7 protein-coding genes are annotated in these 4,615 nt (G+C 69.7%); 5 read left to right on the top strand and 2 right to left on the bottom strand.

Features of this window, described 5'->3' with window-relative positions:
• The coding region (locus HY726_01430; protein MBI4607653.1) for a HEPN domain-containing protein at positions 1-329 on the top strand (329 nt) is incomplete at its 5' end.
• A gap of 69 nt (positions 330-398) precedes the next feature.
• Here the strand turns inward: HY726_01430 and HY726_01425 are convergent.
• Entirely contained in the window at positions 399-584 is a 186-nt protein-coding gene (locus HY726_01425; protein ID MBI4607652.1) for a hypothetical protein, read from the bottom strand.
• Between the two features lie 188 nt (positions 585-772).
• Positions 773-910: a hypothetical protein gene (locus tag HY726_01420; GenBank protein MBI4607651.1), complete on the bottom strand. Its 138-nt coding sequence runs from the start codon at positions 908-910 to the stop codon at positions 773-775.
• A 90-nt stretch (positions 911-1,000) separates the two neighbouring features.
• Here HY726_01420 and HY726_01415 point away from each other — a divergent pair, with 90 nt between their 5' ends.
• The 4 genes from HY726_01415 to HY726_01400 form a co-directional block, all read left to right on the top strand.
• The gene (locus HY726_01415) at positions 1,001-1,909 is read left to right on the top strand and encodes a homoserine kinase (protein ID MBI4607650.1); all 909 of its coding nucleotides are present in this window, start codon (positions 1,001-1,003) and stop codon (positions 1,907-1,909) included.
• Between the two features lie 260 nt (positions 1,910-2,169).
• Positions 2,170-2,493 (top strand): zinc-ribbon domain containing protein, encoded by a 324-nt coding sequence (locus HY726_01410; GenBank protein ID MBI4607649.1) that lies wholly within the window; start codon positions 2,170-2,172, stop codon positions 2,491-2,493.
• 100 nt (positions 2,494-2,593) lie between these two features.
• Complete coding sequence (locus tag HY726_01405) at positions 2,594-3,811, top strand: MFS transporter (protein ID MBI4607648.1); 1,218 nt, start codon at positions 2,594-2,596, stop codon at positions 3,809-3,811.
• Between the two features lie 129 nt (positions 3,812-3,940).
• Positions 3,941-4,615, top strand: a 675-nt coding sequence (locus HY726_01400; GenBank protein MBI4607647.1) for a pyruvate dehydrogenase (acetyl-transferring) E1 component subunit alpha, incomplete at its 3' end; no start/stop codon positions are given.

The raw sequence follows: 4,615 nt of genomic DNA, 5'->3' as shown, positions 1-4,615 counted from the left end.
GGCGCTATAACCTCGCATGTTTTCTTCGCCAGCAGGCGGCTGAGAAGGCATTGAAGGCCTTTCTCTACGCCCGGGGGGCCGAACAGGTGCTCGGTCACTCTGTGGCGGATCTCGTCAGGGAATGCGGGAACCTGGACAGCGACTTCGCCGCGCTCAGACCCCGAGTCGCGCCGCTCGATCACTACTATATTCCGACTCGGTATCCGAACAGCCTTCCCGGGGGAATCCCCGCGGAAGCGTTTGATGAGAGCGACGCGGGCCGTGCCTTGGGGCTCGCCGGGGAAGTTATTCGCGCCGTGAGGGCGAAGCTTGGGGAGGGCGACTGGTAGGCATGCGAGCGGTCGCAAGCGGCTCGCCGACCTCGTCGATGAGCCGGAGGGTCTCCTGGTGGACCCTCCTCACCTCCGCCTGGTCCGCCCCTGGCCCAAGGCCGTCAGCTCGAACCAGCGCGTGAGGACCTGGCGGTAGCCGCGCGCCGTCGCCTCTCGATCGGGCGGAGACGCCTGGGCAGCGGCGACCTGCCCCGGACCCGCCAGCCTGCCGACCAGGTCCACGATCCGGGGCGCCAGGTTATCCACAGTCACCCCTCTCTTCCCTTCGTTTTCAGGCCCCGAAGCGTGGACACGTGGACAAGGCAGTATTCATGCGGGTTGTCTACGCTTCTGCATCCGTGGACTGTCCACGCTTCACGATGCGTGGACAAGCCAATATTGATGCGGGTTGTCCACGTGTCCACGGATTGAAGCCCGGAGGAGGGGGAAAAGAGCATGCGTCACGCCCGCTCGTCGGCCGGGGCGGGCGGGCTGAACCGGGCCCGGAGGTCGGCCAGCGCATCGGGGTCGAGCACGTAGAACCGCCGCTTCCGCTCGCCGTGACGCGAGAAGCGCGAGAGCAGCCCCAGAGGATTCATGAGCCCCGCGAGTCGCCTCGTGCTCTTCAGCCAGTCCCAGCCCGGCCGGGCCTTGAGGGCGTGGAGCGCCTCTGCTATGGTGCGCGTGTGATGGCCGTGCGCGTGCGCGTCCCCGCCACCTCGGCGAACCTGGGTCCCGGCTTCGACGCCCTGGGACTTGCCCTCTCGCTCTTCAACGAGGTCGTTCTCGAGCCGGCCGACTCGGTCACCGTGGCCATCGAGGGCGAGGGGGCTGACCGGCTGGATCGGGGCCCCGGCAATCTCGTCGTCCGCGGCGCCCGGGAGGTGTACGAGCGCGTCGGGCGGCGGTTCACGGGTCTCGAGGTGAGGTGCGTGAACCGGATCCCGCCGGGGCGCGGCCTCGGCTCCAGCGCCGCGGCCTGGCTCGGGGGAATCGTCGGCGCCAACGCGCTGCTCGGTGAGCCGCTGGATCGTGACGCCCTCCTCAACCTGGCCGCGACCCAGGAGGGCCATCCCGACAACGTGGCGGCCGCGCTCCTGGGAGGCCTCACCGTGGCCTGCTGGAGCGACGGCCGGGTCGTGGCCGTGTCGCTGCCCGTGCCCTCGGAGATCCGCTGGGTCGTGCTGATCCCCGAGCTGGAGGGCTCGACCACCGAGGCGCGAGCCGTGCTTCCGTCGAGCGTCCCGCGGGCCGACGCCGTCTTCAACGTGCAGCGCGTCGGCCTCTTCCTCGGCGGGCTCCAGGCTCGTCGGCCCGACCTCCTCGCTGTGGCCATGAACGACCGCCTCCACCAGCCCTACCGGCTGGGGCTCTTTCCCTGGATGGAGGCGGTGAGCGCGGCGGCCCGCGAGGCCGGGGCTCTCGGGTGCGTGCTGAGCGGGGCCGGGCCCGCGCTCCTCGCCGCGGTCGCGCGCTCGCCGGAGGCGGTCGCGCAGGCGATGGAGCGGGCGCTGGCCGGGGCCGGCATCCGCGGCGTCGCGCGGGTGCTCGAGGTGGATCGCTCGGGGACCGTCTGGGAGGTCGTACAAGGGGCTTGACGGGCCTCGCGGCCTTTGCTAAGGTGCGGTCAGCTTTTCCCGTTTCCCGGAACACGACACGCAGAGAATTCCTGGCACGCGCACGGGTTCCTGACACACTCGCCGATGGGTTCCCCCGTCCCGACCTCAGCCGTCACGACCGCACGAGTGGATCCATCCTTCGGGTGGTGCTCGATCGATCCCGCCTGACTCGGGGAGGTGAGAGGTCCGTCCGGAGCACGCCGAGGTCCTAACCCGCAACGCAGCAGGGAGATCAGCCGATGGAATTCCAGGATAAGGTGCTCGTGTGTCGGGAGTGCGGGAAAGAGTTTCTCTTCTCCGCGGGAGAGCAGGCCTTCTATGCCGAGAAGGGCTTTCAGCACCAGCCGTCGCGCTGCAAGGAGTGTCGGGGCGCCCGTCGCTCGGGGGGCGACCGGGTCCCGCAGGGCGAGCGGCAACTCTTTCCAGCCGTCTGTACCGCCTGTGGAAAGGAGACCCAGGTCCCCTTCAAGCCCACCGCCGGAAAGCCGGTCTATTGCCGGGAGTGCTACGCGAAGCGCGGCGGGCGGGCTGGTCAGGGGAGCTCCGTTGTCCTGGAACCCTAGGGGGCGCTTGGAAGCCCGCTCCCGTGTCGCCTGATTCGCGGGTCGTGCGCCCGGCGGGGCGACGGCCCGAGGAGGTACCGGCAGAGCTCCGGGGCACGACGTGAGCGATCGCGTCCGCGCCACCCCGTGGCTGGTCCTCGGGGTGGTGTGGCTCATGCTCGGCGCCGTCTACGGTCTCTTCCTCTCCTTCACGATCTTCTTCGTCGCCCTGATCGAGGAGTTCCGCTGGTCGCGGGGGCTCACGGCCGGGGCGTTCTCGCTCGCCACGGTGATCCAGGGCGTGCTCTCGCCCGGGATCGGCCTCCTCGTCGATCGGATCGGGCCGCGACGGGTGATCCTGGCGGGCCTCCTTCTCCTCTCGAGCGCTTCCATGCTGGCGAGCCGGATCCAGTCGCCGTGGCAGCTCTATGTCGTCGTCGGCGTCCTGGTGGGCATCGGCGTGACCGCGGTCGGCTGGGTGCCCACGGGCGCGCTCTTGGCCCGGCTCTTTGTCCGGCATCGAGGCCGGGTGATGGGGCTCGCGTTTTCCGGAATGGGCGTCGGGATCCTGGCCTTCGGGCCCCTGGCCCAGTGGCTCATCGCTCAGCACGGCTGGCGGCAGGCCTACCTGATCCTCGGGGGCGGGACGCTCCTCTGCCTGGGCCCGCTCCTCTGGTTCGGCGTCTCCGAGGGCGCGAGCCAGGCGAGCCCGGCGAAGGGACCGCCGGTGCCCCAGGCGGCCGGCCCCGGCGTGCTCGCCGCCCTCTCGATGCGGCAGTTCTGGGGGCTTTTCCTGGCCTACTTCTTCACTCCGCTGGCAGTCTTCCCGGTGTTCACCCACCAGGTGGCGTTCGCCGTGGACCTGGGCTACCCGCGGATGTTCGTCGCTGGCATCTTCGGTCTCACGGGGTTTATGTCGAGCCTCGGCCGGATCCTGTTCGGCACGGTTTCGGACTGGATCGGCCGCGAGTCGGCGGCCACGCTCTCGTTCGCCTGCACCGCCACGGGCATCGGAGCCCTGATCCTGCTCGAGACCTGGCCGCACCCAGGGTGGCTCTATGCCTACGCGCTCCTCTTCGGGTTGGGCTTCGGCGCCCGGGGCCCCATCATCACGGCCATGGCCGCCGAGCTCTTCGCGGGCCGGCGCTTCGGACTCCTCTACGGGATCATGAACCTCGGCAACGGCCTCGGCGGAGCCATCGGGCCGTGGTTCGGAGGCATGGTCCACGACCTCACCGGGAGCTACCGCCCGGCCTTTCTCACCGCCGTGGGCTTCTGCGCGGTGGCCTCGACGTGCTTCTGGGTCGCCCGGACGCGCTCGAGGGGCGAGCGGCGCTGATGGCGGGCTCCCATTTCGAGCGCCGGCTCGCCCGAGTGTTGGCGAGCTTGCGCGTTCGGGACTACAATAGAAGCGAGTCGGAGCGAGGAGGTGCTGATGCCCCGTCACATCGTTGATCAGCCCGAGGCGATCGACTTCCTCTCGATCCTGAGCGCCGAGGGGACCGTCGACGCCGGGCTCGAGCCCGCGATCCCGCCGGCGGACCTCACGCGGCTCTACCGGGCCATGCTCCTCGGCCGTCGCTTCGACGAGCGGCTCCTGCGCCTCCAGCGTCAGGGCCGCATCGGGACCTTCGGGCCGATCAAGGGACACGAGGCGATCTCGGTGGGAAGCGTCTATGCGCTCCGCCCGAGCGACTGGGTCGTGCCATATTACCGGGAGACGCCGGGGCTCCTCCTCCGCGGCTGGCCGCTCGAAGATATCATTCTCTACTACGCTGGCTACCCCGAGGGGCTCAGGGTCCCGGATCACGTCCGGGACCTGCCGTTTTGTATCCCGATCGCCAGCCAGATCCCTCATGCCGTCGGCTTGGCTTACGCGGCGCGCTACAAGGGTAAGGACAGCGTGGTGCTGGTGTATCTGGGGGACGGGGCGACGTCGCACGGGGACTTTCACGAGGCGATGAACTTCGCGGGAGTCTTTCAGGCGCCGGTGGTGTTCTGCTGCGAGAACAACCAGTGGGCGATCTCGGTGCCGGTGGCGAAGCAGACGCGGGCGAAGACGCTGGCGCGGAAGGCGCTGGCGTACGGGATGCCGGGGGTCCAGGTGGACGGCAACGATCTCCTGGCGGTGTACGCGGCGACG

The organism is Candidatus Rokuibacteriota bacterium, assembly GCA_016209385.1.
Lineage (GTDB): Bacteria > Methylomirabilota > Methylomirabilia > Rokubacteriales > CSP1-6 > JACQWB01.
Note: the sequence above shows the minus strand (reverse complement) of the source record. Positions and strands in the feature narration are given on the sequence as shown.